We start from the raw sequence: 23,915 nt of genomic DNA, 5'->3' as shown, positions 1-23,915 counted from the left end.
TGCTCCCGTTCTCCGTGCCGTGTCGTCATGCGAGGGCCGCCAGAAGTGTCTTGAGGTCCGTCATCGCGGCCTGTTGGCCGAACAGGTTGAACACGCCGGTCAGGTTGAGCACGATCTCGTCCACGCCCGCCGCGCGGTACGCGTCGAGCTGCGCGAGGACCTCGTCCAGGTCGCCGTGCAGGAAGCCGCCGCCCGCGACGAGCCGTTCGGCGCTGCGCACCGGGTCGTCGTCGTGCACATCGATGCCGGCGCGGCGCAGCATGTCCTGGTAGTGCGGTGCCGCCAGATGCGCGGCGTTGCTCGACAGGGCCAGCTGCTCCGGCCGGCGATCAGGACGGGCCAGGGCCACGGGCACGATAGCCGTCAGCCGCGGCTTGTCCCGGCCCGCCTCGCGAGCACCCTCACGCAGTGCGGGCTGGATCACCTCGCTGAGGTACGAGGCCGGAGTGAGCCATGTGATCGCGCGGTCGGCGACCTCACCGGCCAGCTTCGCCATGCCCGGCCGCAGCACGCCGAGCCCCAGCTCGATGTCGGGGAAACTCGCCTGGGGCAGCCCGCCGTGGCAGGAGTAGTACGTGCCCCGCTCCTCCACGACCCGCCCGGCCAGCAGCCCGCGCACGATGCCCAGGTACTCGCGGCAGGCGGTGAGCGGGCTCTTGTACGGTTCGCCCCGGAGGCTGGTCTGGAGCGACCTGCCGCCCGGCCCGAAGCCCGCCACCACCGGCCGGCCGGTGGTCAGGGCGAGGGAGCGGACCTGATGCGCGGCGTCGAAGGGGTGACGCAGCGGCATCAGCGTGACGCCGAGCCCGGTGGGCACCCGGAAACCGGCGCCTGCGGCACTGTTGAACCCTTGCACCGGGTCCACCAGCATCGCCTGACCCTGCCACAGACGAGCGGCATCGGTCCATTGCACGAACGCGGCATAAGAAAGCAGCTGTTCCGGCCTGCGCGGCAAGAAAGGGACGAGCACCGAGTATTCGCTCATGAACGGCCCCGCCCCGGTGCGGCAGTATGACGCATCGCAGAGTTTCCCCGAAAAGTTTGCAGCATTCGCCAGAGAGCCCGGTGCGTCACCGGAACCAGTTCTGCGAAATGCACCCCGTTAGAATTTCGACACGGCGCCTGTGAGAGGTCGGTCGCTCAGCCGAACAAGATCCAAGATAGTTCACGACCGAAGTGGCGCGCCCCCACCGGAAGACGGGTCTTCCTCTCCCGCCACCCCCTCCGGAAGACGGGGGCGGCGAGGAGAGGACGGTTATCAGGCCGCGGGAACGGTGACGGAGTTGACCACCGCGGCCAGCTTGGCTCTGCCCGTGCACTCCAACTTCCGCAGGACGTTGGAGACATGGAACTTCACGGTGCTCACCTCCACCTGCAACTCGTGCGCGATCTCCGCGTTCGACAGGCCGCGCGCCACCAGGGCCGCCACGTCGAACTCCCTGCTGGTGAGCCGGCCGGGCGGAAGGGACGGGGTGCCGCGCGCCTCGCCCAGGGCCGCGAGCACGCGCCGGGCGAGGCTGGGAGAGACCCACCCCCGCCCGTCGAGCACCTCCCGGACGGCGGTGACCAGCACCTCGTCCATGTCGTCGCGGTCGACGATCCCGACGACCTCGATGAGGTCGGCCGCCGATTCCCAGACGGTGTCCTGCTCGCCGTGCACCAGGGCGACGAGCGCCGTGTGGCGGTAGGCCGACCTCGGCCGGTCGAGCAGTTCACACGACTCCACGATCGTCACGGAAGAAGTCACGTCGCCCGGTCGCGGCGCCGCCGACACCCCCATGCCGGCCGCGGACAGAGCCTTCGTCACCCTGTATCTCAGCGACGGCGTTCTGACAGAGACAGCAACAGCGTCCACCCTTGTTTTTCCCCCGAGGGTTGCGATTGGTCCCGGCGATCATCGCAGGAACGGCACGCTAGGTAAAGCCGAGGCCAAAGCGCCCACTCCAGGTCCAGACCTGATCGGCCGCCAGGAGGCGCCTCTCGCCCGCTCCCTCACTTAATGACGGCACGCGCTCACCCTCCGCATGCACGCAGTTCCCGGATTGACACGTCGAGAGTGTTCCGTTAACCCTGTTCCTCGCACATGCCTCTTCGCATGGCATTCACGGGGGATTTCTCGGTGCCCAGCACCGTTCGGCGGCCTGCCCGATTCACGGCAGGTCTGCTCATTCATGATTCGCGCGCAGTTGCGGACGCGCACCGCGAAATCCCACTGAGCACGAAAGGACGCGAGGATGCCCCGCATCTCCGTGATTTGCCCGACCTGGAATCGCGGCCCCGCCATCGTGCCCACCCTGGAATCCGTCCGCGCCCAGACGATGACCGACTGGGAGCTCTTCGTCATGTCCGATGCCAGCGATGACGACACGGACGAGGTGGCGACCGGGGTCGCCGCCCGCGACCCGCGGATCAGACTGATCCGGACCCGCAGGTTCGGCTTCCAGGCCGGGCCCACGAACATCGCACTGAGCGAGGTCAGCGGTGAGTTCGTGGCCTACCTCGACCACGACGACGTGTGGGATCCGAACCACCTGGCCCTGCTCACCGAGGTGTTCGACGACGGCGCCGACTTCGCCGCCACCCGGGCCCGGAAGGTGGACGCGAACGGCACCCTGATCTCGGTCGCCGACCCCCTCACCATGTGCTGGCATCCGGAACTCCAGCTCATGAACCCCCTGTTCGAGAACTCCTGCGCCGCGCACCGTACCGGTCTCGCCGCCCGGGCCGGCGGCTGGCGGGAGTCGCGCGTGGGCCTTGAGGACTGGGACCTGTGGCTGCGTCTGACCGATCTCGGCGCACGCTGTACCACCCTGCTCGACTGCACGGTCACCATGCTCCACGACCCCGGTACCCGGCAGCACAACCTGCCCTGCGACCACGACCACGAGATCGCCCGCTTCCCCGACCTGCGCACCGCCCGGGCCGCCTTCCGCGCGCTGACGCACCCACGGCACTTCGCGGCCGGCGCCGAGGCCGTCTCCGCCGACCTGCGGGACTGGTACGGATCTCTGGCGGACCGGGGCGAGCTCGTCCTCCCTCTCGGCTGGCAGGGCGGCACCGCCGAACTCCAACGGGCCGTGTCCCGGCACCTCGAGAACGTCGAACCGGTCTGGAACAACCTCATCATCGAGCCCAAGGACGGCTACGTGGCCCTCACCATGGTCCTCGGCACCATGACGGCCGAACACGCGGCGCGCTACAGCGAGTTCTTCCGGGCCCGTATGCGTCACCAGATGGCGTTCTTCGAGAACGTGCTGCCCGCCGGCAGTGTGGTGCGATCGCCCGAGGAGCACCTCGCGGGCACGGGACACGTCCTCACGGGGACGGTTCGATGACTCCGACGCTCGTACGACCGTCGGGCCCGCCGCCGCTCCCCGCCGGCCTCGGACGGCTGCTGGACGAGGCGCGCGGATGGATGCGCACCAGCGTCGAACGCGTCCCGTTGGACCGCCTGGACGACTGGTACGTCGACGCGGCGACGGGCTGCCTGCGGCATCGTTCGGGACAGTTCTTCTCGGTGGAGGGCCTGCGCGTCCGGCGCCCGGACCACGCGGTGCCGCTCTGGGACCAGCCGATCATCAACCAGCCGGAGACCGGCATCCTCGGGCTGCTCACGCGCCGCGTCGACGGTGTGCCGCAGGTGCTCGTCCAGCTCAAGGCCGAGCCCGGCAACTGCAACGGCATCCAGATCTCCCCCACGGTGCAGGCCACCCGCAGCAACTACCAGGGCGTCCACGGCGGCAGACGCGTCCCGTACGTCGAGTACTTCACCGCCGAGGGACGGAGTCGGCACCGGGTGCTGTGCGACGCACGCCAGTCCGAGCAGGGGGACTGGTTCCTGCGCAAGCGGAACCGGAACATCGCGGTCGAGGTGGACCCGGGCCATCCCGTGCCGCTGCACGAGGGCTTCGTCTGGCTGCCGCTCGGCGAACTCCTCTCACTGCTCGCCGTGGACGACCTGGTGAACATGGACACCCGGTCCGTACTCGCCTGCCTGCCCGAAGGATTCGGCGCCCCGGAGCCGTGCCCCGGCGGTCCGGACGAGCCGGCCGCACTGCACGACACCCGGTCGCTGCTCAGCTGGATCATCGACGTACGCGCGAGCACGGACGTACACGTGGAACGCGTACCGCTCCGTGACCTCGGCTCCTGGCACCAGGACGGCTGGGGCATCACACACGAGAGCGGCCGGTTCTTCAGCGTCGTCGGCGTACGGGTCGAGGCGGCCGGCCGTGAGGTCTCCCGCTGGAGCCAGCCGATGATCAGTCCGGCCGACACCGGGCTGGTCGCGTTCCTGCGCACGCACATCGACGGCGTCCCGCACGTCCTCGTGCACTGTCGCGCCGAACCCGGATTCGTGGACACCACCGAACTCGGCCCCACCGTCCAGTACGACGCCGGGTCGCAACAGTTCCTGCCCGCCTCGCTGCGCCCGCGCCACGTCGACCGGGTCCTGGACGCCCTCGGCTCCCGTCGGTCGTCCGTCCGTTTCGACGCGGTGCTCTCCGAGGAGGGCGGCCGTTTCCTGCACGCCCGCACCCGGCATGTCGTGGTCGAGACGGAGCGGTTGGAGGAGGGCCCCCACCACCGCTGGGTCCGCGAGTCCCAGCTCGCCACCCTGCTGCGGCACAGCCACTACGTGAACATGCAGGCCCGCAGCCTGCTGGTGTGCCTGCGCGCCATGACCGCGAGGGATTCTCAGGCTCCGGGGGACGAGCGTTGACCGCGACGCGCACGGCCGCCCGCGTGACGGTGCTCGGCGCCTCCGGCTTCCTGGGCTCCGCGCTCGTGCACGCGTTCGCCGGACTCCCGGTGACGGTGCGCGCCGTCGCCCGCCGGCCCGTCGCGCTTGCCCCGCACGTGGCCGCGCGCACGGAGGTCCGCACCGCCGACCTGACCGACCGCGACCGGCTCGCCGAGTCGATCGCCGACGCTGACGCGGTGGTCCATCTCGTCACCCGTCGTGCCGCGACCGGGAGTTGGCGTACCGAAGACGGTGACCCGGTCGCCGAACGCGTCAACGTCACCGTACTTGCCGACGTGATCCAACTCCTCGCGGAACGGCCGCGGATCGAAGGCAGGCGTCCTCCGACCGTCGTGTTCGCATCGACGGCCGGCCTGGACGTGGACGGGCCGACACCCCTGGCCGGCTACGAGCGCCAGAAGCACACGGCCGAACAAGCCCTGCACCGGGCCACGTCGGCGGGTACCCTCCTGGGCGTCCCGCTCCGCCTGCCCACGGTCTTCGGCCCGCCCGCCGCGCCGCAGGCCCCGGACCGGGGCGTGGTGACCGCCATGATCCGGCGCGCGCTCGCCGGAGAGCCGCTCACGCTCTGGAACGACGGCACGCCACGGCGCAACCTGCTGTACGCGGCAGACGCGGTCAGCGCCTTCCTCGCGGCGTTGGACCACGCACCAGAGCTGGCGGGCCGCAGCTGGACGGTGGGCGCCGACGGCACCGTCGAGATCGGCGAGGTCTTCCGGACCATCGCCGCGCTCGTCGCCGCGCGCACCGGGCGGTCTCCCGTGCCCGTGCGTTTCAGCGAACCACCGGAGGGCGCCGCCACAGGCTCCGACTTCCGCGACGTCCGTGCCGACTCCGCGGCTTTCCGCGCGGTGACCGGATGGCGCCCCGGCCCGGACACCCGATCCGCCTTGGAACGGACCGTAGCCGCCCTCGCGGCCCAGGACCACGGCGGGCCCCACACAAGGAGGTTGTGATGACCACATACGTCTGGGACTACCAGGAGGAGTACCGCGCGGAGCGGGAGGACATCCTCGACGCCGTCGAGACCGTCTTCGAATCCGGCCGGCTGATCCTCGGCCGCAGTGTGCGCGGCTTCGAGGAGGAGTTCGCGGCCTATCACGGCATGGAGCACTGCGTGGGCGTCGACAACGGCACCAACGCGGTCAAGCTCGCTCTGCAGGCGCTCGGCGTCGGCCCCGGCGACGAGGTCGTCACGGTGTCGAACACCGCCGCTCCGACGGTCGTCGCCATCGACGCGGTCGGCGCGACGCCCGTCTTCGTGGACGTCCGCCCCGAGGACCACCTCATGGACACCAGCAGGGTGGCCGCCGCGATCACCGAGCGCACCCGGTGCCTGCTGCCCGTGCACCTGTACGGCCAGTGTGTGGAGATGGGCCCGCTGCGCGAGCTCGCCGACCGCCACGACCTGGTCGTCCTGGAGGACTGCGCGCAGGCCCACGGTGCCCGTCATCAGGGGAGGCTGGCGGGGACGATGGGAGACGCGGCGGCGTTCTCCTTCTACCCGACCAAGGTGCTCGGTGCATACGGCGACGCCGGCGCCGTCGTCACCGGTGACGCGGCAGTCGCGGAACGGCTGCGGCGGCTGCGCTACTACGGCATGGCGGAGCGCTACTACGTCGTCGAGACGCCCGGACACAACAGCCGCCTGGACGAGGTGCAGGCCGAGATCCTGCGCCGCAAACTGGGCCGCCTGGACACCTACATCGCCGACCGGCGGCGCGTCGCCGCGCGCTACGCCGCCGGACTCGCCGACACCGACCTGGAACTGCCCGTCCTCGCCGACGGCAACGACCACGTCTACTACGTGTACGTCGTACGGCACCCGAAGCGGGACGCCGTCCTGGAGGCGCTGCGCGAGCACGACATCGCGCTCAACGTCAGCTACCCGTGGCCGGTGCACACGATGTCCGGTTTCGCCGGGCTGGGCGTGCCCGAAGGCTCGCTCCCGGACACGGAACGCCTCGCCCGAGAGATCTTCTCGCTGCCGATGTACCCGTCACTGCCCCCGTCCGTCCAGGACGAGGTGATCGGCGCCCTGCGCACCGTCCTGGCGGCGCTGTGAGGATGTCCGCCACGGCCACGGCCAAGGGCGCCGTGCGGCAAACGGGCGACACTGAGGTGCGCGAACTCGCCGTGGCCGGGGCCCTGGAGTTCAGTCCCACCGTCTATCCCGACGAGCGCGGCGCCTTCGTCTCGCCGTTCCAGAGTCCGGTCTTCACGGACGCGCACTCAGGCCCGCTGTTCCCCGTCGCCCAGCTGAGCCACAGCCGGTCCCGGCGCGGAGTGGTCCGGGGCGTGCACTACACGATGTCGCCCGGGGGCAACCCGAAGTTCGTGCACTGCCCCAGCGGCGAGGTCCTGGACCTGGTGGTGGACCTCCGCGAGGGTTCTCCGACCTTCGGCGCCTGGGACGCGGTGGTGCTGGACCCGCTGACGTGCCGCGCCGTCTATCTGCCTCCCGGGGTCGGGCACGCCTTCGTCGCCCTGCGGGACGACAGCGTCATGTCGTATCTGCTCGCGGAGAGCTACGACCCGCTCCACGAGCGTGCTCTGTCGGTCCTCGACCCGGAGCTCGGCCTGCCGATTCCCGGCGACGTCGTGCCCGTCCTCTCGGACCGGGACCGAGCGGCGCCCACCTTGGCCGAGGCCCGTGCGACCGGCGACCTTCCCATGTACCGCCCGGACGGCGGACCGTTCCCGAACCACCGCGATGCCGCGCAGGAGAGCTGATCCATGACCCCCAGCACCACCTCCCCCGATTCCGCCACCGCCGCCGCCCCTCGCTGCCGCGTCTGCGCAGCACCGGTCGAGGAGTTCCTCGACCTCGGACGGCAGCCCGTCTCGGACGCCTTCCGCGCCCCGGACGCCACCGAGGAGGAGTTCTTCTTCCGCCTGGCGGTCGGCCGCTGCACCTCGTGCACCATGGTCCAGCTGATGGAGGAGGTGCCGCGTGAGCGGATGTTCCACGCCGGCTATCCGTACCACTCCTCGGGCTCCTCGGTGATGCGGGAGCACTTCACCTCCGTGGCACGGCACTTCCTCACGGACGAACTCACCGGGGCCGACCCGTTCGTCGTCGAACTGGGCTGCAACGACGGCGTGATGCTCGGCACCGTCCGGGAGGCCGGTGTGCGGCATCTGGGCGTGGAGCCCTCCGCGGGGGTCGGCGAGGTCGCCCGGGGCAAGGGAATCCGCGTCCGGACCGCGTTCTTCGAGGAGTCCACCGCATGGGAGATCGCCGCCGAAGACGGCTCGGCCGACGTGGTGTACGCGGCCAACACCCTGTGCCACATCCCGTACCTGGACTCGGTCTTCCGCGGCCTCGACGCGCTTCTCACCGAGCGCGGCGTCTTCGTCTTCGAGGACCCGTACTTCGGCGACATCGTCGAGCGAACCTCCTTCGACCAGATCTACGACGAGCACTTCTACTTCTTCACCGCCCGCTCCGTCTCGGCCCTCGCCGCACGCCACGGTTTCGAACTGGTGGACGTCACGCGCCTGACCGTGCACGGCGGCGAGGTCCGCTACACCGTCGCGCGCAAGGGCACCCGTCCCGTCTCGGCGGCGGTCGGCGAGCTGCTCGGCGAGGAGGAGCGCCGGGGCCTGACCGGCAGCGCGGCGCTCACCGCCTTCGCGGAGCGCGTGGTCGCGATCCGCGAACAGCTGAGGGCGCTGCTGGACAAGCTGCGCGAGGAGGGCCACCGCGTCGTGGCCTACGGCGCCACCGCCAAGAGTGCCACGGTCACGAACTACTGCGGCATCGGCCCCGAACTGGTCCCCTTCGTCACGGACACCACCCCCGCCAAGCAGGGAAGGCTCACCCCCGGCACCCACATCCCCGTGGTGGGTCCGGAGCACTTCTCCGCCCCGTACCCGGACTACGCGCTGCTGTTCGCCTGGAACCACGCCGAGGAGATCATGGCGAAGGAGAAGGAGTTCCGGGCGGCGGGCGGCAAGTGGATCCTCTACGTGCCGGACGTGCATCTGGTCTGAGACGCCGTCCGTCGCTTCTGCCCCCTCCGTGGCCACGGATCCGTGTGGGGCGCGGACGGGCGACGCTGCCGGGGCGGAGGCATCGCCATCCGTCGCGCGGGACGGTGGTCCCCGGCGCCATGCCGGACGGGCCCGGCGCCCCGCTCGGATGCGGGCCACGAGCCGGGCTCCACCGCCGGCACCGTGTCGGCGGGTGGTGATCGGGGAAGGAGCGCCGAGGTAGGAGCGCCGTGCCCGGTCCAGGTCCCGGGCGGGGAGCCGGGTGGCCCCGCGGGCCGTGTCGAGGAAGCTCACGTCACGCTCCATCCGTCGGTGCGCCGAACGCGGCACGCGGCTGCGGGTCTCCTCGGTATCCGGCTCCTCCGCCGCGACAGCATGACGAAGCCGCGGAAGCCCGCCCGCCGACCGCCACGCCCGGCTTCTCGTACTCGCGCAGAACATCCGTGCGTCGCCTCGCCCGCCCGGGAAGTCGGCGCGGCGAAGGAGGTGGCCAAACAGCTTCGGCGAGGTCGGTCATACTCAGGTCCTCTCACCCATGCAACGCAACGTGGCTGACGCTAGGACCTCTGAGCCGGACAGCGACGGAAACAGCGAGGATTTCGCCCGAACGAAAGCAGGGCGGTAGCAACCGCTGCATCCGAGCTCCTAGCGGTTCGCGGCGACAGCGAGTGATCGCGGTCGGCGGACGTGGGCTCTGGGAGCCATCTGGGAGCCGACCTGCTCCCCGGCTCCCTTCCGTACCCACCGAGACCAACCAGCACCAACCTTCTGACCTGCCCAAATACCAGCCACGCAGGCCAGATCAGCAACCGAACCTCATTCGGGACGAAGAGGTCGTGGGTTCAAATCCCGCCACCCCGACAGAGAAACACCAGGTCAGGGGCCTGATCCGCATCGCGGGTCGGGCCCCTGAGTGGTTGTGGGGGCCGTTTTGGGAGCCATTTGGGAGCCGCCTTCACGTCCCGGCTCCCGAACGGCTGCATCGCTCCGCCTCCGAGGCCGCTCGAACACGCACCGAGCGCAGCCTGCGTGTCTTGAGAGACATCGCAGCCTTCCCCGCCAGCCAAAGAAGACCACAGCCGTGAAGCGCTGACCGCTACCTCGTGCCGCAGGGCAGGGAGAGCAGTCCTGGGCTTCCACCGACCCTTCGGACACAACGGGCCACTGCGGGCTACCGTGCTCAGCTATGGCAGATATCTCCTGGGCCGATGGCCTCAGCGCGGTGTCCGCCCTAGCCGGCGTTGGCACGGCCTTGATTGCACTGAAGATCGGCCGTACCGCCAATGAGGCCGCCCGCCAGTCCAACCGGCCGCGGACCGATCGAGGGCCGCCGCCGAGGCGGTGGCGCAGATCGAGCGGGACCGGTGGCACCACGAGATGACCCCGCGCTTCGACGTCACGATCACCAGGCTGGGACCGGCGACGGACCAGGCCGGCCTGATGCTGACGTTCGAACGACCACCGGCGCTGGAGCGGTTGGACGCCGTCGAGGTGAAGTGGCCGCGAACGAGTTTTCTGGCCCCAGGGGAACGAGTCCTTTGGCCCCGATTAGCGATCTTCAGGGCCTGCTGTGAATGAGTCGATTGGCCCCACCTCAGTGCGTTCGGAGGCGTCGAGCGACCGTTCGAACGTCCGCCGCTCTCCCGCAGACTGTGAGGTGTGGAGTGTCCGACATCGGCCCCCGGTCCATCCTGGAGACGAAGAAGCGTTGGGGATCGTTGTTGTGGCGGACGCAGCGATGAGTTTTCGCGGCCCGGAGAGTCTCACCACCGTTATCGACAACAGAGGAGGAACACGTGGCTCAGCTACTGAGAGTGCAGAACTTCTGCATCTCGAGTGACGGGATCGGTGCCGGTGAGGACCAGACCCTCGAGAGGCCGTTCGGTCATGTCGATCCCGGGAGGCTGGTCTCCTGGGCCGGCGCCACGGCGAGCTGGCCCGGGCGCACCGACCCCGGGGGGAGCCGGGGCCTCGACGACTACTTCACGCGGGACTTCACCCACAACATCGGCGCCGAGATCATGGGCCGCAACAAGTTCGGGCCCCAGCGCGGGCCCTGGCAGGACCATGAGTGGCGGGGCTGGTGGGGCGACGAGCCCCCGTTCCACACCCCGGTGCTCGTCATGACCCACCACAAGCGGCCTTCGTTCTCGCTCTCCGACACCACGTTCCACTTCGTCGACGGCGACCCGGCCACGGTCCTCGAGCAGGCGCGGGAAGCGGCGCAGGGCAAGGACGTCCGACTCGGCGGCGGGGTTACCACCATCCGGCAGTTCCTCGACGCCGACCTCGTCGACACCATGCATGTGGCGGTCTCGCCGGTGAAGCTCGGGTCCGGAGTACGACTCTGGGAGTCACCCGATGAGCTGCTCGACCGGTTCCACCTTGAGGTCGTGCCCAGCCCGAGCGGCGTGACGCACCACCTGTTCTGGCGAAAGTGACACGAGGGCTCACTCGGGGATGTCAGCACAGCCGATGCGGGCGTTTCAGTAAATGATCGTGCCTCGCGTAATAGCCGTGAGGTGCCTGCCGCCCCGATGGAGCTGGGCGAGTAGCGCAAGCTCCACCTGAAGCGGAGCTTCGCCCCTACGTGGGCCGATCCCGTGTCGTGGCGCGAGCGCTACGACCGTGCCCCGGTGCGGCTGTGGGTGCAATGCCATCGTGAGGGGTACCAGCCATGGCTGGTACCTACAACGTCTCTGTGTCCGACCCCCAGTGACTGCGCCGCCACTCCGCCCTGGCCCTCTGCTGCGCTCATGGCGCGTCAGCGGGCCGGTTCCCCCTCCCATGACGGCGTGCAGGCCCTCACATTCACGCGCACAGCGCCGAGAGTCGCGAGCGCGCCGCCAGCGAGGAGCGCTACCTTGCCCACCACTGCAGTGCCGCGGTGTGGCACGGCTACTGGGGTGGCTTGACGAGGAAGGTCGCCCGAGGGTCGACATCGGTCGCGTGGGCAAGAGTTGGGAGGTCATGGTCGGGAAGGCCGGCGAGTTCGACAGCGGCCTGTCCGGACGCATGAGCGGCCGCGATGGACTGCCCGTTGGCGACTGCAGCGTAGAACTGGGCAGCGTAGTGGATTGCGTCGGTATCGCCGATCTCGTCGGACATACCGATGGCGAAGGGGATTGACTTTGTGCACGAGATTGGGTTCTGGCTCAACTTCTGTGACGCGGCCACGCTGAGTGACGGCTGAGCTTCTCCGGGCAGTAGGTGAAGTCGCCCGAAAATGAGCCGTGGTCAAGGCGGTTGGGATGACAGTTCGGGGCCGTGGAAGAGATCGTGCTCCGGTTGAAGGAGCTGTTGTTCCCGTCGATCGCGGACGTTGCGGTGCTGTCGGTGGACGTGAGCATCGCGATAGTGCGGGTCGACGCGGAATGCACTGCGAACGGTGCCGCTTGCCCGGCGTGCGGGGTCTGGTCGAACCGGGTTCATGGTTCCTACCTGCGGTTTCCTGCTGATGTGCCCAGCGCCGGACGAAGCGTTGTTCTTCAGCTGAGGGTCCGCCGGTTCTCCTGCAGGAACTCGGGGTGCACGCGCCGCACCTTCGTCGAGCAGATACCCGGCCTGACCCGTCGGCACGGTCAGCGGACCGAGCGGCTGCGCGCGACGCTGGCCGCGGTCGGTCTCGCCTTGGCGGGCCGTGCCGGCGCCCGCCTGAGCTCCGCGCTCGGGGTCTGCGTCAGCCGGAGCACCGTCCTGCGCCTGGTCGACGCCCTTCCCGAGCCGGAAGTGCCCGCCCCGCGTGTGGTCGGCGTTGACGAGTACGCCACCCGCAAGGGCCGCCACTACGGCACCGTTCTCGTCGACGTCGAAACCCGCCGCCCTGTCGACCTGTTGCCCGACCGGGAGGCATCGAGCCTGGCGGCCTGGCTCGCCGATCGGCCCGGCGTCGAGGTCGTGTGCAGGGACCGGGCGCCGTTCTTCGCGGAGGGCGCCACCGCCGGTGCACCGCAGGCCGTCCAGGTCGCGGACCGGTGGCATCTCTGGCACAACCTCAGCGAGGCCACCGAGCGGAGCGTCGCCCAGCACCGTCGCTGCCTCCGCGCTCTGGTCCCCACGGCCTCTGAACCCGGACCCGAACCCAAGGCTGTTCCAGCCGCGGACTCGTCCGGTTCTCCTTGGCCGCGCGGGCACCGGTTCGCCGACCGGACCCGGGCCCGGCATGCCGCCGTCCACGCACTGCTGACGGCGGGACACAGCCGGCGCTCGGTCCAGCGGCAGCTCGGGATGACCTACCGCACCGTCAAGCAGTTCGCCGACGCCGCGACGCCGGAAGAGCTGTTCACCGGTCAGTGGCAGAACCGGCCCTCCGTCCTCGACGACTACAAGCCCTACCTGGACGACCGCTGGAGCGAGGGCTGCACCAACGCCTGGAAGCTGTGGGAAGAGATCGTGCCACTCGGCTACAAGGGCAGCTACCAGCGCGTTCGCGCCTACCTGCACGACAAGCGCACCTCACCGCAGCAGGTGACCGCCCGGCCGCCCTCGCCCCGGACCGTCGCCGGATGGATCCTCCGCCGTCCGGACACCCTCACCGAGACCGAGCAACTCCAGCTCAAGGCTGTCCGGACGCACTGCTCCGAACTCGACGCCCTCACCGGGCACGTCCGCTCCTTCGCGACCATGCTCACCGACCGCCAGGGCGAGCGCCTGCCCGACTGGCTCGACGCCGTCCGGCAGGACGACCTGCCCAGCCTCCACACCCTCGCCGCGGGCATCGACCGCGACCGCGACGCCGTCATCGCCGGCCTCACTCTGCCGTGGAGTTCTGGCGTCGTCGAAGGGCACGTCAACCGGATCAAGATGCTCAAGCGCCAGATGTTCGGCCGGGCCGGCTTCCAACTGCTGAGGAAGCGAGTCCTGCTCGCAGGATGAGCTCTGGTGCCGTGCGATAGATTGCGGGCGACACGAGAGAAGAGCTCGCATGGACTCCCGCATCCCGCGGTTGCGACGCAAGCTGGCACGCATCCCCTACGCGCCCAACCGAAGCCACTCCTTTGGGGAGGAGCGGCACGAATTTCGTCTCGGCCCCCGCCTCACCAAAGGTCAGGCAGATGCCTTTCAGGCCGAGCATGACGTGGAACTCCCGCAGCTCTACCGAGACTTCCTCACCAACATGGGCGGCAGTGGTGCGGCTCCGTACTACGGACTGATCCCGCTGGAGGACTGCACGCTCTTCACGATGAACTCCAGAGACGCCAGCACGGGCTCAAGAGGATTCAGCCGGGCCTACCGCCCCACCCGCCGTGGTGACCTGTTCCTGCACGTCATCGAACGCGGCTGCAGCGATCTCGTCCTCATAGGCATAACCGGCCCTCTCACCGGGCGCGTGCTCATCGGCAACGCAGACGGCTTCTGGGGCCCGAACGTCTCCTCAGCCCCGGACTTTCTCGCCTGGTGTGAACGATGGCTCGACCACATGGCTGCCGGACAGGACAACCGGGCTCTGGAGCTCACCTCACCCCAGCTCCGAGCGCATCCGATTCGGCAGCGGCTCGCTCACTCGCCGTGGCCACTCCACAGAACCTGAGCCAGAACCCATTCTCGTGAACAAAGCCATCACCGAGCAGCGGCTGACCCCAAAAGCCGACACACCGGCCTGTCCCTCTACCAGATCCTCGACGCCCTCCAAGACCTGCTGAACTGCTGGACCGGCACCTGCACCACCTGCCACCGCCCCCTACCCGCACCACACGCCAGACGGCAGACCAGACCGACCTAACGGAGTCCTACTAGCGGTTTCCGTACTCAGCGTTGCTCGGCCCGCTCAGTCCGCCTCGGCTGCCCCGTCACCGCCGCCATCGCGCCCAGGACCCACAGCGACACGGCCACGGCGGCGGCCGAGGTCCCGGAGGCGGGGTGGAGCGACCAGGCCCACGGCTCGGGCGTGTTGTCGAACCGTACGCCCAGCAGCAGCGTGGGGCCCAGCATGCCCAGGGGGAGCAACCACGACAGGCCGCTTCCGAAGAGGCGGGCGCTGATCATGGCCAGGCCGAGGTGGCCGACGACATTGCGTACGGACGCGCCGAGCACCGCGCCGGTCGCTCCGCCCAGCAGCGGGAGGGCGCTCAGGGCGACGGCCAGGCCGAGCAGCACGGACAGGTGGACGGCGCGGTGACGGCGCATCGGCTGGGCGGCGGTCTGTTCCAGGTCGCCCATGGGCGAGAACAGGGTGGTGCCGAGGACCACCGCGTACGCCACCGGCGCGACCTCGGCGACCGGGACGCTGAAGTCGACGAGGTGGCGGAACTCCGGTACGGCGACGCGCTGCTGCGCCAGCAGGGCCGTCGCCGAGGCGATGACCGCGCCGATGGCGGCGGCACGCGGCAGGCCGCGGCTGCGCGCGTAGGCGAGGGCGGCGTTCACGGGCGGGCCCGGGGCGCCGGCGGGAGTGCGGGGACGGGGCGGCAGGCTCGGATGTGGCCGGCCGAAGCCTCGATCCAGCGGTCCTGTTCGGCGCGCGGGGCGGTGGTGACGCGTTCGAGGGCCGCGCCGAAGTCGTCCCCGTAGTACTCGACGGGGGCACCGAGCCGGTGACGCACCACGGCCTCGAAGAGGAAGGTGTCCGGGTAACCTCCGGTCTCCTTCAGCAGGTGGGGCTCGCACTCCGGCGGAGGCTGGGGCAGCGAGGCCGTGAACATGGCGTCGGTCAGCTCCTCCTCGCTCATGTCGGGGGAAGTCAGCGGCAGTTCGGCGGTGTGCCCCTGGGGAAGCTCCAGGCCCGTGGCGTAGTAGCCGCGGTTGAGGCCCGACAGGGTGCCCAGGCCCGTGTCGACGTGCCGGACGGCGGCCTCCGCGCGGGGCAGCAGGTGGCGGTCCTCCGGCCACAGGCAGGCCGTCGTACGGCCACTGGTGGCGCAGGCCGCCTGGGAGGGCTGCGCCTTGCGCACGGCCCAGTAGGAATCCGGTACCGGGGTGCGGAAGGCGACGAGCGCGCCGCCGGCCGTCAGGGCGACGAGCCCGAGCGCCACGAGGGGCAGCGGCCGGGGCCGCACGGTGGCGCTCCGCCGCAGCGCCGGAAGGGCCGGCAGCACCAGGCCCAGCGCCAGGCACCACGCCATGGCGACCAGCATGCGCGTCGTGTTCGGCTCGAACAGGGTGTCCCAGTGCTCGTCGATCGCGGGGAAGAGCTTGTTGAGCGGACTCGTCGGTACGAACGGGAGGGCGACGAAGAGGCCGTACCAGAGGACTCCGGCGAAGGGCGCGCAGACCCGGGACGGCAGGGCGGTGCCCAGGGCCACGCCCACGCCGGTCTGCAGGGCCAGCATCGAGGCGCCGAGCAGCAGGGGCGTCCAGACCGGCCCGCCGGTCTCGCTGACCTGGGCGGTCCGGGCGAACGCCACGGTGGTGAGGACGCCGTAGGCGATCAGGGACCACAGCCAGGCCGCGAGCCAGAGCACGAGCGACTGCGTCCAGCCGCTGCGGGCGGTGGTGTCGGCCCAGATCCGCACCTGATGGCGGTGGGCGCGCCCGGCGGCCCACGCGGCGGCGCTGCTCATCAGCGAGCCCATCACGATGACCGCGAAGAGCTGGACCCGCAGGCTGGTCTGCGTCCACCAGCCGATCCAGTCGCTCTGGGCGGGGCTTTCGGACAGGAAGTAGTAGCAGCCGATCGCGCCCATGAGTCCGGCGACCCACTTGGCCTCGCCGCGGCGCATCTCGGTCAGCAGCACGCGCATCAGCTCGTCACCGCTTCCGACCCGGCCAGATGGAGATATCCGGCCTCCACGGACGCCCCGCCCACTTCGGGGCTCTCCCCGGGCAGGGCGCACAGCTCGGCAACCGTACCGGTGAAGCGGACCTTTCCCTGGAGGAGGACGGACACCCGGTCGCACACGTGCGCCACGTCCTCGGCCAGGTGCGTGCTCATCACGACGGCGCACCGCTCGCCCAGGCCCTGGATGAGGGTGCGGAAACCGACGCGCTGCGCGGGGTCGAGCCCGACCGTCGGCTCGTCGAGGAGGACGAGGGCCGGCTCGTTGACCATGGCCTGGGCGATGCCCACCCGCCGGAGCATGCCACCGGACAGCGCCCCCATCTTGCGGTCCGCGTACTGCGCCATCTCTACCAGGCGCAGCGCCTCACGGGCCCGCTGGCGGCGCCGCGCCGACGGCACCTTGCGCAGCCAGGCCGCGTACTCGGTGAACTCCAGCACGGTGAAGGCGGGATAGAAGCCGAAGGACTGCGGCAGCACCCCGATCCGCTGCCGCAGCCGCCGCACGGCGGCTCCGTTCGGTGCCTGCTCGCCGAGGACGGTGAGCGTGCCGGACCCGGGTCTGCGGGCCGTGCTCAGTACGGACAACAGGGTGCTCTTCCCCGCCCCGTTGGGCCCCAGGAGGCCGGTGACCCCTGCGGAGAACGCGAGTGTGACGTCGTCGAGGGCGGTCGTCGAACCGTAACGGATCGAAACGCCGGCGACCGCCGCCACCGGCTCGGTGCCGGTGGCGGCGGTGCTGTTGTGAGGTGACACGGTTTTCCTGATCAGTTCTGGGCGTTCACGTAACCGGTCGCGCGGCTCCCGGGAATGCCCGCCCAGGTGGCCTTGGTGTAGTACTTGTTGCCGGTGCTGGTGCCCTTGTAGGCACCGCAGCCGTACCCGGAGCGGTAGCTCCGCGACGTGCTGGCGATCTGCGGGTCGGGGCGGAAGCTCCGGTCCTCGTAAATGTAGGCGCTGAACGTCCGCGTGTCGTTGACCGGCACATCGCCACAGGCCTTGGCGTGGCCGCTTCCGGCGCCCCGCCAGCGGTCGCCGTCCTCACGGCTACCCGCGGTGGCAACACTGAAGGGCAGTCGGCTGCCGCTGATCTCGGCAGCCACAGCGCTCACGGCGGGCACGCCGACGGCCAGTGCCGTCAGCGTACCGACGAGCGCGCGCGTACGCCGCTTGGTCATGGTGACACGCATGCAATCCCCCTTTGAATGAAGCGAGTTGGGCATGGACCACGCTATGCGAAGCCGGCCGGGAGCGCAGATGATTAGATCAAGCGTGCGACTGATCACAGCGTGTGGGATGTGCCCGCCGAACGTGGACGCGCGGGTCGCCGCGACGGCTCACCCCGCTTGCAGCATCAGCCCGATGCCCACCACCATCACGCCCGCCGCCGCGATTCTGGGGCGCCGAAGCGTGGAGGTGACCCCGGTGGTGTGGACACGGTCACCGTCTTCACCTCGGACGTCGACGACCTGGAGAAGCTGGTCCCGGACACGATCGTCGTCAAGAAGGTGTGACCCGACCCGCGCCCCTCAATGGCCCGCAGCTGGGATGGCACCAGCCCGGGAGCGGGACATCCCGCACGGCTTCAAGCCCCGGATCCTGGCCAGGACAGACGCGTCAATCGCCCTACCTGACCGGGCTCTCATCACTCAGTGCCGCGTCAGCCTTCGCGACCACGAACTCGGCGCGCTCCCGTGCGTCCTGCGCACGGTCTGCTGCCCTTCTGCTCACGGCCAGGAAACCGAAGAGCGCCGCCAAGACACCTCTGGAGAGGGGCTCGTTGCTCGCTCCCGCTCGCCGCTGGAGTGGGACAGGACGCCACCGGCGGTTCGATGCCGTATCGACCCTGCTCAGACCCAGCCGCGCTCCCGAGCCAGCAGTGCCGCCTGGAAGCGGTTGGCGGCTCCGAGGCGCTGCATGATCGACGCCACGTGTTTGCGGTAGGTACGGACCGCGATGCCCAGTTCGCGGGCGCCTATCTCGTCCTTGTCCGCAATGCACAGGGACTGGAGTACCTGGCGTTCCACGCTGGTGGCGAGATCGGCCGGCATGAACTCCCCGTTGTCGGTCACCGGGAGATCGTGCGCCGCGTCCCACATGCGCTCGAAGAGCGAAACCAGGGCGGCCACCAGTCCGGGATTGCGGGTGAGAATCGCGCCCTTGGAGGTGTTGGCGGGGTCGATGGGGGTGAGGGCCGCGGCGCGGTCGCAAATGATCAGCCGTTCCAGAGGCTGGTAAGAGATGCGCACTTGGGCGCCTTTTGCGGACAGTTCACGTAGGTAGCTCATGGTGACGGGGTCATCGAGTGCGGGCGAGGCCAACAGGGTGCGCATGTGCACTCCGCGGCGCAGTACGCGAGTGTCGAGGATGCGGGCGTGGTCGATGGTGTCCTGGCTGAGCACCCCGGTCGGACTGGTGGTCAGGTTCTCGGTCCGGGTGAAGAAGGTGAGTTCGTCGATGGTGGTGCGTACCGCGGCCATTCCCTCGATGTGCTGAACGGCACTCTGGGGACCCGGGGGTCGGCTGTTGCCACCCAGTGACTTGTCGTGCTCTGCGAGCAGTGCGTCGACGATGCCACTGGTGATCGCCTGTTCTTCCAACTGCGCCCTCAGACGCCCCACTTCGCGCTCGACCAGCCCTTCGACCGCCTTGGCCGGCGACACGGGGGCCAGCAGACCGCCGGGGGTCTCGGTGGCGAGACCCAGTGAGGTGAGGCGCTGGTAGACGGCTTGCGGGTTCTGGCCCGCCCGCGCCTCGCCGGTCAGATGGCGCGCGATCTCGGCTGGGCCGAAACCGCCCCGGCGGAGGAGTACCCGGTACAGAGCCTCGTCATCGGGGCTCACTCCCAGAAAGCTCAGGTCCGCGTGGGTCACCACTTCTCCTCGCCCTGGCGCGGGGTTCTCCGCAGTGACAGCAGAGCCCAGGTCAGAAAACAAGATCAAGATATCGGTCGTGGCCCTTTCGGACGGCTCCGCTGCTGAGATTCAATCGTGACAACCCACCGACGCGCGGAACGGTGCCCGTACGGCCACAGGTCGATTCAAAGTCGGGGTGCTCGTGCTTCGGTACAGGTCTGGTCGAGCAGGTCCACGGGCGGGTGAAAGCCGAGTAGGAAACCTCCCGCGGGACGGGGCACGGGCGGCGCCGCGACATCAACAGCGGCAAGGGCTCGCGCCGGCCCGGCTACGCCATGCTCCTGCCTGTCCTCCACCAGGAACCGGGCGATGCGGCGGCGCGCGCGAGACCGCCGCCGGTCGTGCCCAGAAGAAGCACCCGGATCCCGCTGCACACCCGTTGTCAGAACTCACGCGGTGGATCGAGGCCGACCCGACGCGCTCCGGCGGCCGTGCAGCATGTGGCTGGAGAGCTTGCAGGAAGCTGAGTAAGCGCGCCGCCCACACATGGCTCGAGCGACGGCAGAGTTGTGCTGTAACGAGCTCGCAGCACACGAATTCCGATGAGACGGAGCAGATATGCGTCGCGCAACTCGTTCCCGTATGAAGCCTCCCGGCTCGAACAAGACCAAACGCTTCGCCCTTGGATCGATCATCGGGGCGGTGTCGCTCACGTTCGCCGGTGCGGGTGCCGTAACGGCCGCCCCCGCCACGGCCGGGGATTCCGGACTGTCAGCAGTCGTCATGACGGAGAACGTGAACGACTGGGGGTGAGCCGAAGGGGCGGCGAACTTATCCCCAATACCTTTCGACGTGCAAGAGGAGCCGCCATGTCTGCCACATATAACGTGCGGATCCGCACCATCGGAAATGCCTCGCCCGAGACGGCCGCAGTTCGACTGATGGCCCTCCTGCCCAAGCAGTGGTCCGCGAACCTGCTCGGCTGCACCAAGACCGCAATGGCGCTGACGATCACGCCGCCCGACCGTTCGTCCTCCACTGAAGTGGCGAGTGTGGTCGACGAGTTGTTGACCAACTCAGTACTGCACGAATGGGTTCGCGACGGAGTGGTGAGCCGCCACATCGGCGAGAGCTGAAAGTTCGGAAAGGCGCGCCGACTTCGAGTGCGGGAATCATATTACTCTCGCCTGTTCTTCGGGTGACTTCGAGCAAGTTGCGCATGCCGTTCGCATGCTGGATTTCGTTGTGCCAAATCGGCGCCAGGAATGGGGAGAACCGTGACTGAAACTCTGCTGGAGAGCAAGCCGGTCGAGGGTGATGCACCCCCGCCGCTGCTCTGTACGTCCGTGGCCACACCGTCCGAAGCGCTGGACGGGTGGGTCGTGGTGGACTCCTTGGTCGACGGCATGGCCATGGGCGGGACGCGCATGACCGGGTCGGTGAACGAGGCGGAGGTGCGTGGCCTCGCGCGGGCGATGACCGTGAAGCTCGGGCTGGTCGGGCTGCCCATCGGCGGGGCCAAGGCCGGTATCGTCGCGGTGCCCGGGCAGCGGGAGCGGGCGCTGCGCTCGTTCGGCCGCGCGGTGGCTCCGCTGCTTCACGGTGGCATCTACCTAGGCTGTGACCAGGGCACGACGCACGCAGACCGCGACCTCTTCTTCGCCGAGGCCGACTACGACCTGAAGCGGAACACTCGGGCCTCCCGGTTGCCCACCGACTGGGCGAGCTTCTGGACGCACCTGGTCGACATCACCGGGTTCGGTGTCAGCGCGGGCACCCTCAACGCCCTCGAAGCCGGTGGCTGGACCAGCCCTCGCCGTGTCGCCATCCAAGGTTTCGGCACCGTGGGCCGCGCGGTGGCCAAGACCCTCGAAGCTCGCGGCCACCGCATCGTGGCAGTCGCCGATGTGGCCGGTACGGTGCACGACCCCGCGGGCTTGCCAGTGCACGCTCTGCTCACCGTTACCGACACCGCCGGCACCATCGACCGCTCGAGGCTCCCCGACTCGGTGACCGCGGTGGCCGAACCCGAGGCGTGGCTCGATGTGGACGCGGACGTCCTGGTCCTGGCTGCCGGTGGAGACGCCATACGCGTCGACAACGTGCACCGGGTCCGGGCCGACCTGGTAGTCGAAGGCGGCAACCTCTGCTGTAGCCCGGGAGCCAAGGAACGTATGCGGTCCGCCGGAACCGTCGTGCTGCCCGATGTCGTGGCGAACGTCGGAGGTGCCGCCGTCACCGGCTGCGTGCTCACCGGAGCCGTCCCGGAGATGCCGCTGAAGGAGACCGTCAACTGGCTCTTCGACTGGGTGGACCAGCGGGTGCGGCGCAACAGCCGCGACGTCCTCGAGATAGCCCGGGGCGGCACGGGAGACCCCGTGCCGAGCCTGCTGGCCGACCGTCGGCGTGGGCTGTTGACATGACACAGCTCGGCGCTCAGGAGGCGATGGTTCGACGCGGCTGGGGCGAGGTCGACGTCCTCATCACCCACACGGGGATGTCGGCGGTGCTGCACGACGAGCTGAGCGGCACCCCCGGGGTGCGGCTGCTCACCGGAGAAGGCTCCGGGGCAGATCACCTCGCGGCGGATGTCGTCGTCGGCTACCAGTTTCCCCCGGGGAGCCTCAGGGATTGTCCGAAGCTTCGCTGGCTGCATCTGACCGGTACCGGAACCGACCACCTGGGCGCCGCCGGCCTGGCCCCCGACGTGCTGGTCACCACCTCGGCCCGCGTGCCGGTGGACGCGGTCGCCGAGTACGCCGTGGCGGGGCTGCTGCACACCCTCAAGTCGCTGTCCGACCTCAGGTTCGGTCACACGAACGACTGGTACACGTCCGACGCGCTGATGCTGAGCGGGAGCACCGTCGCGGTGGTGGGCACCGGGCGGATCGGCCGTGCGGTGCTGCAGCGCCTGACAGCGCTGGGCGCACGCACCGTGGCCGTGACCCGTCCGGGCCGGAGGTATGAGGTGCCAGGCGCCGAACGGTGTATCTCCTCCGGCCAACTGGCCGCCACGGCAGGAAGGTTCGACCACCTGGTCCTCTGTCTGCCCGGTGGTCCCGGGACCCGGCGACTGATCGACCGCCAGGTGCTGGCCGCGCTGCCGGAGCACGCCACGGTCGTCAACGTAGGGCGCGCGGAGACCCTCGACACCGCGGCGCTGTACGCGGCGCTGCGAGCAGGGCGGCTGCGCGGGGCGTTCCTCGACGTCCACGACACCGAGCCGCTGCCCCCGGATGACGACGCGTGGCAGGTGCCGGGGCTCGTCGTCTCGCCGCACCGGGCCTTCGCCTTCCCCGACGAGCCGACTCTCGTGGCCCAGGCGTTCCTGGCCAACCTGTACGACCTGCGCAGCATGAGGGCGCCACGCGACATCACTGCCTGGAGAGAAAGGACCGCGAAGTGACGGCCATCCAGCCCTTTGACGCTCACCCCGGTTCACCCGCCGCCGAGGCGATGTCGGCCATCGAGGAGGGCATGGACCGGTTCACCGCCGCCCTCGACAGCGAGGCCCGGCTGCGGCCGGGGGACGTCGAGCCGGTGCTGCGCTCCGTGGAGCGCAGTCGGCAGGTGCTCACCGATACCGCCGTGACCCATCAGACACAGCCCGGGATCGCCCGGCTCGACCTGGGACGCCCGGTGTTCGTCGTCGGCTTCCTGCGGACCGGCAGCACGCTGCTGCACAATCTGCTCGGCCGGCACGAGGACCTGCACAGCCCGCTGCTGTGGGAACTCGCAAACCCGGTCGAGGCAGGACAACAGCCCGACTCCCACGCCGAGTTGCGTGCCACGGCACAGGCGTACGTGGACGACTACTACGCCAAGGCCCCGGCGCTGCCCGGCATCCACTTCATCGACGCCGGCCTGCCGGACGAGTGCCACCGGCTCCTCGCCAACACCTTCCACAGCATGGTCCTGGAGATGCGCTACCGCGTCCCCTCGTACGGGGAGTGGCTGCACCGACAGAACCTGGTCGAGCCCTATCGGTGGCACCGCAGGCAGCTCCAGGCGCTGATGTGGGCGCACCGGCGCCCGGACGGAACAGTGCCCACACCGGTGCTCAAGTGTCCCTTCCACACCTGGTTCCTGAGTGACCTGGCACGTGTCTACCCCGAGGCCCGCTTCATCCATCTGCACCGTGATCCGGTGCAGGTGGTGGCGTCCACCGCGAGCCTGTGCCGCACGGTGCGCGGAGCACGCAGCGACCGACAGGACCTCGAAGAGATCGGGACCCAGTGGTCCGACCGCGTCACCGGCCTGTCGGCCGAGCTCGCCGAGAACCGGGATGCCATGGTCGCCGGGCAGCCGGTCATGGACCTGCCCTACCGGCGCTTGGTGGCCGACCCGGTCGAGGCCATGCGGGAGGTCTGCGCGTTCCTGGAGATCCCGTTCACCCCCGCCTTCCACGGCCGGATCGCGGACCATCTGGGCCGTCACTCGCAGAGGGCCCACGGTTCCCACCGTTACGGGCCCACCGAGTTCGGGCTCTCCGAGTCCTCGATCCTGCGAGCCACCGAGTCCTATCGCAGCCGGTTCGCGGTGTGAGCACGCACAGCGCCGGCCTTTTCCCGGACCAGTACCCGGA

23 protein-coding genes are annotated in these 23,915 nt (G+C 69.7%); 15 read left to right on the top strand and 8 right to left on the bottom strand.

Annotated features, from left to right (window positions below; genetic code table 11):
* Positions 1 to 25: 25 nt before the first annotated feature.
* Both ACZ4SA_RS14350 and ACZ4SA_RS14345 read right to left on the bottom strand, forming a co-directional pair.
* Entirely contained in the window at positions 26 to 985 is a 960-nt protein-coding gene (locus ACZ4SA_RS14350; RefSeq protein WP_468273774.1) for an LLM class flavin-dependent oxidoreductase, read from the bottom strand.
* A gap of 273 nt (positions 986 to 1,258) precedes the next feature.
* Positions 1,259 to 1,735, bottom strand: coding sequence for a helix-turn-helix transcriptional regulator (locus ACZ4SA_RS14345; protein WP_468273772.1), 477 nt, complete (start codon positions 1,733 to 1,735; stop codon positions 1,259 to 1,261).
* Between the two features lie 499 nt (positions 1,736 to 2,234).
* On the opposite strand from ACZ4SA_RS14345, the gene ACZ4SA_RS14340 reads away from it, so the two are divergent.
* The 7 genes from ACZ4SA_RS14340 (at position 2,235) to ACZ4SA_RS14310 (ending at position 11,202) form a co-directional block, all read left to right on the top strand.
* The gene (locus tag ACZ4SA_RS14340) at positions 2,235 to 3,335 is read left to right on the top strand and encodes a glycosyltransferase (protein WP_468273770.1); all 1,101 of its coding nucleotides are present in this window, start codon (positions 2,235 to 2,237) and stop codon (positions 3,333 to 3,335) included.
* Positions 3,332 to 4,723, top strand: coding sequence for an NDP-hexose 2,3-dehydratase family protein (locus ACZ4SA_RS14335; protein ID WP_468273767.1), 1,392 nt, complete (start codon positions 3,332 to 3,334; stop codon positions 4,721 to 4,723). The genes ACZ4SA_RS14340 and ACZ4SA_RS14335 overlap by 4 nt, the downstream gene beginning before the upstream one ends.
* Positions 4,720 to 5,721 (top strand): NAD-dependent epimerase/dehydratase family protein, encoded by a 1,002-nt coding sequence (locus ACZ4SA_RS14330; RefSeq protein ID WP_468273764.1) that lies wholly within the window; start codon positions 4,720 to 4,722, stop codon positions 5,719 to 5,721. The genes ACZ4SA_RS14335 and ACZ4SA_RS14330 overlap by 4 nt, the downstream gene beginning before the upstream one ends.
* Entirely contained in the window at positions 5,721 to 6,830 is a 1,110-nt protein-coding gene (locus ACZ4SA_RS14325) for a DegT/DnrJ/EryC1/StrS family aminotransferase (protein WP_468273761.1), read from the top strand. The genes ACZ4SA_RS14330 and ACZ4SA_RS14325 overlap by 1 nt, the downstream gene beginning before the upstream one ends.
* A 2-nt stretch (positions 6,831 to 6,832) precedes the next feature.
* The gene (locus ACZ4SA_RS14320; RefSeq protein ID WP_468273759.1) at positions 6,833 to 7,498 is read left to right on the top strand and encodes a dTDP-4-dehydrorhamnose 3,5-epimerase family protein; all 666 of its coding nucleotides are present in this window, start codon (positions 6,833 to 6,835) and stop codon (positions 7,496 to 7,498) included.
* A gap of 3 nt (positions 7,499 to 7,501) precedes the next feature.
* Positions 7,502 to 8,761, top strand: a complete 1,260-nt coding sequence (locus tag ACZ4SA_RS14315) for a methyltransferase domain-containing protein (RefSeq protein WP_468273757.1) — start codon at positions 7,502 to 7,504, stop codon at positions 8,759 to 8,761.
* A 1,796-nt stretch (positions 8,762 to 10,557) separates the two neighbouring features.
* On the top strand, positions 10,558 to 11,202 hold the full coding sequence (locus ACZ4SA_RS14310) for a dihydrofolate reductase family protein (protein WP_468273754.1): 645 nt from the start codon (positions 10,558 to 10,560) through the stop codon (positions 11,200 to 11,202).
* 457 nt (positions 11,203 to 11,659) lie between these two features.
* Here the strand turns inward: ACZ4SA_RS14310 and ACZ4SA_RS14305 are convergent, their stop codons facing one another.
* On the bottom strand, positions 11,660 to 11,869 hold the full coding sequence (locus ACZ4SA_RS14305; RefSeq protein WP_468273751.1) for a hypothetical protein: 210 nt from the start codon (positions 11,867 to 11,869) through the stop codon (positions 11,660 to 11,662).
* Positions 11,870 to 12,028: 159 nt separating this feature from the next.
* Between ACZ4SA_RS14305 and ACZ4SA_RS14300 the strand changes: the two genes are divergently transcribed.
* Positions 12,029 to 13,636: an ISL3 family transposase gene (locus tag ACZ4SA_RS14300; RefSeq protein ID WP_468273749.1), complete on the top strand. Its 1,608-nt coding sequence runs from the start codon at positions 12,029 to 12,031 to the stop codon at positions 13,634 to 13,636.
* Positions 13,637 to 13,685: 49 nt separating this feature from the next.
* Complete coding sequence (locus ACZ4SA_RS14295) at positions 13,686 to 14,291, top strand: SMI1/KNR4 family protein (RefSeq protein ID WP_468273746.1); 606 nt, start codon at positions 13,686 to 13,688, stop codon at positions 14,289 to 14,291.
* A gap of 218 nt (positions 14,292 to 14,509) precedes the next feature.
* Here ACZ4SA_RS14295 and ACZ4SA_RS14290 read toward each other — a convergent pair whose 3' ends face one another.
* From ACZ4SA_RS14290 to ACZ4SA_RS14275, 4 genes are read right to left on the bottom strand one after another with little or no spacing between them, the layout of a single operon-like run.
* The gene (locus tag ACZ4SA_RS14290; protein ID WP_100110218.1) at positions 14,510 to 15,127 is read right to left on the bottom strand and encodes a hypothetical protein; all 618 of its coding nucleotides are present in this window, start codon (positions 15,125 to 15,127) and stop codon (positions 14,510 to 14,512) included.
* The gene (locus ACZ4SA_RS14285; RefSeq protein ID WP_468273743.1) at positions 15,124 to 16,440 is read right to left on the bottom strand and encodes a DUF7224 domain-containing protein; all 1,317 of its coding nucleotides are present in this window, start codon (positions 16,438 to 16,440) and stop codon (positions 15,124 to 15,126) included. The genes ACZ4SA_RS14290 and ACZ4SA_RS14285 overlap by 4 nt, the downstream gene beginning before the upstream one ends.
* Entirely contained in the window at positions 16,440 to 17,231 is a 792-nt protein-coding gene (locus ACZ4SA_RS14280) for an ATP-binding cassette domain-containing protein (RefSeq protein ID WP_468273741.1), read from the bottom strand. Before ACZ4SA_RS14280 ends, ACZ4SA_RS14285 begins: the two co-directional genes overlap by 1 nt.
* An 11-nt stretch (positions 17,232 to 17,242) precedes the next feature.
* Positions 17,243 to 17,665 carry a hypothetical protein gene (locus ACZ4SA_RS14275; protein ID WP_468273738.1) on the bottom strand — a complete coding sequence of 141 codons (423 nt, stop codon included), beginning with the start codon at positions 17,663 to 17,665 and terminating at the stop codon, positions 17,243 to 17,245.
* A 156-nt stretch (positions 17,666 to 17,821) separates the two neighbouring features.
* Here ACZ4SA_RS14275 and ACZ4SA_RS14270 point away from each other — a divergent pair, with 156 nt between their 5' ends.
* A complete protein-coding gene (locus ACZ4SA_RS14270) occupies positions 17,822 to 17,989 on the top strand; it encodes a hypothetical protein (protein ID WP_468273736.1) in 168 nt (55 codons plus the stop codon).
* A gap of 336 nt (positions 17,990 to 18,325) precedes the next feature.
* Here ACZ4SA_RS14270 and ACZ4SA_RS14265 read toward each other — a convergent pair whose 3' ends face one another.
* Positions 18,326 to 19,348 carry a helix-turn-helix transcriptional regulator gene (locus ACZ4SA_RS14265; protein ID WP_468273733.1) on the bottom strand — a complete coding sequence of 341 codons (1,023 nt, stop codon included), beginning with the start codon at positions 19,346 to 19,348 and terminating at the stop codon, positions 18,326 to 18,328.
* A gap of 600 nt (positions 19,349 to 19,948) precedes the next feature.
* Here ACZ4SA_RS14265 and ACZ4SA_RS14260 point away from each other — a divergent pair.
* From ACZ4SA_RS14260 to ACZ4SA_RS14240, 5 genes are all read left to right on the top strand, one after another.
* On the top strand, positions 19,949 to 20,143 hold the full coding sequence (locus ACZ4SA_RS14260; RefSeq protein ID WP_468273731.1) for a hypothetical protein: 195 nt from the start codon (positions 19,949 to 19,951) through the stop codon (positions 20,141 to 20,143).
* Positions 20,144 to 20,199: 56 nt separating this feature from the next.
* A complete protein-coding gene (locus tag ACZ4SA_RS14255) occupies positions 20,200 to 20,466 on the top strand; it encodes a hypothetical protein (protein ID WP_468273729.1) in 267 nt (88 codons plus the stop codon).
* Between the two features lie 141 nt (positions 20,467 to 20,607).
* Positions 20,608 to 21,753: a Glu/Leu/Phe/Val dehydrogenase dimerization domain-containing protein gene (locus tag ACZ4SA_RS14250; RefSeq protein ID WP_468273726.1), complete on the top strand. Its 1,146-nt coding sequence runs from the start codon at positions 20,608 to 20,610 to the stop codon at positions 21,751 to 21,753.
* Entirely contained in the window at positions 21,750 to 22,736 is a 987-nt protein-coding gene (locus ACZ4SA_RS14245) for an NAD(P)-dependent oxidoreductase (protein ID WP_468273724.1), read from the top strand. The genes ACZ4SA_RS14250 and ACZ4SA_RS14245 overlap by 4 nt, the downstream gene beginning before the upstream one ends.
* A complete protein-coding gene (locus tag ACZ4SA_RS14240) occupies positions 22,733 to 23,875 on the top strand; it encodes a sulfotransferase family protein (protein WP_468273722.1) in 1,143 nt (380 codons plus the stop codon). Before ACZ4SA_RS14245 ends, ACZ4SA_RS14240 begins: the two co-directional genes overlap by 4 nt.
* Positions 23,876 to 23,915 lie beyond the last annotated feature (40 nt).

It is taken from the genome of Streptomyces sp. NPDC027962, from assembly GCF_055566095.1.
This window is presented reverse-complemented; position numbering and strand designations above follow the sequence as displayed.